1 pseudogene is annotated in these 588 nt (G+C 31.8%); it reads right to left on the bottom strand.

Annotated features, from left to right (window positions below):
- Positions 1-547, bottom strand: a pseudogene (locus tag GQR46_RS20420) (hypothetical protein); the annotation flags it as partial.
- Positions 548-588 lie beyond the last annotated feature (41 nt).

Genomic DNA, 588 nt, shown 5'->3' with positions numbered 1-588 from the left:
TAAAATCTATATTAATTTGTTTAAACATCTCACTTTCAATAATTTTAATCAAAGAAAGTGTTTCATAATAATCACCAGATAATTTATCACCTGAACCTTCTAAATAAGCTCGCCTTGAATAGAGGACTCCTAAGATATCTTCAAGATTATCTTTCGTAGAGCACTTTATTTTGTTAAATAAAGCCTGTAAGTGTGTCGTAGCAACAAATGGGGTAGGCAATATTGTACTGGACGGTATTGGTGGTGGAATTGTCGGAAATGTTGGAGGTGGAGGTGGCAATAATCGCGAATCAATACTTGCTACCATTTCTTTCATTGTAGGAATAGCACCAGAACTTGCACCTGCACCTAACAAAAAATGAACATTTTTCACATTAGATAAATCAGCAATTTTTTGTCTTATTTTATCCAAATTTTCTTTGAGATCATCACCATCTATTAAATTTTCTTGTCCTTGTAAAAATGCTATTCCCAGTGGTGGCTTCTTCATCTCACTTCCTTTGTTATAATTTACTTTACCATTTGAATAATATACAGAAATATTCATAATGTGATAACTTAACATAGAAGAGATTTAAGAAAAGCAAT

Origin of the sequence: Pseudoalteromonas sp. Z1A6 (assembly GCF_011378745.1) — a bacterium.
Taxonomy (GTDB): domain Bacteria; phylum Pseudomonadota; class Gammaproteobacteria; order Enterobacterales; family Alteromonadaceae; genus Pseudoalteromonas; species Pseudoalteromonas arctica.
The sequence above is the reverse complement of the archived record's forward strand: the minus strand, read 5'-3'. Positions and strand labels throughout refer to the sequence as shown.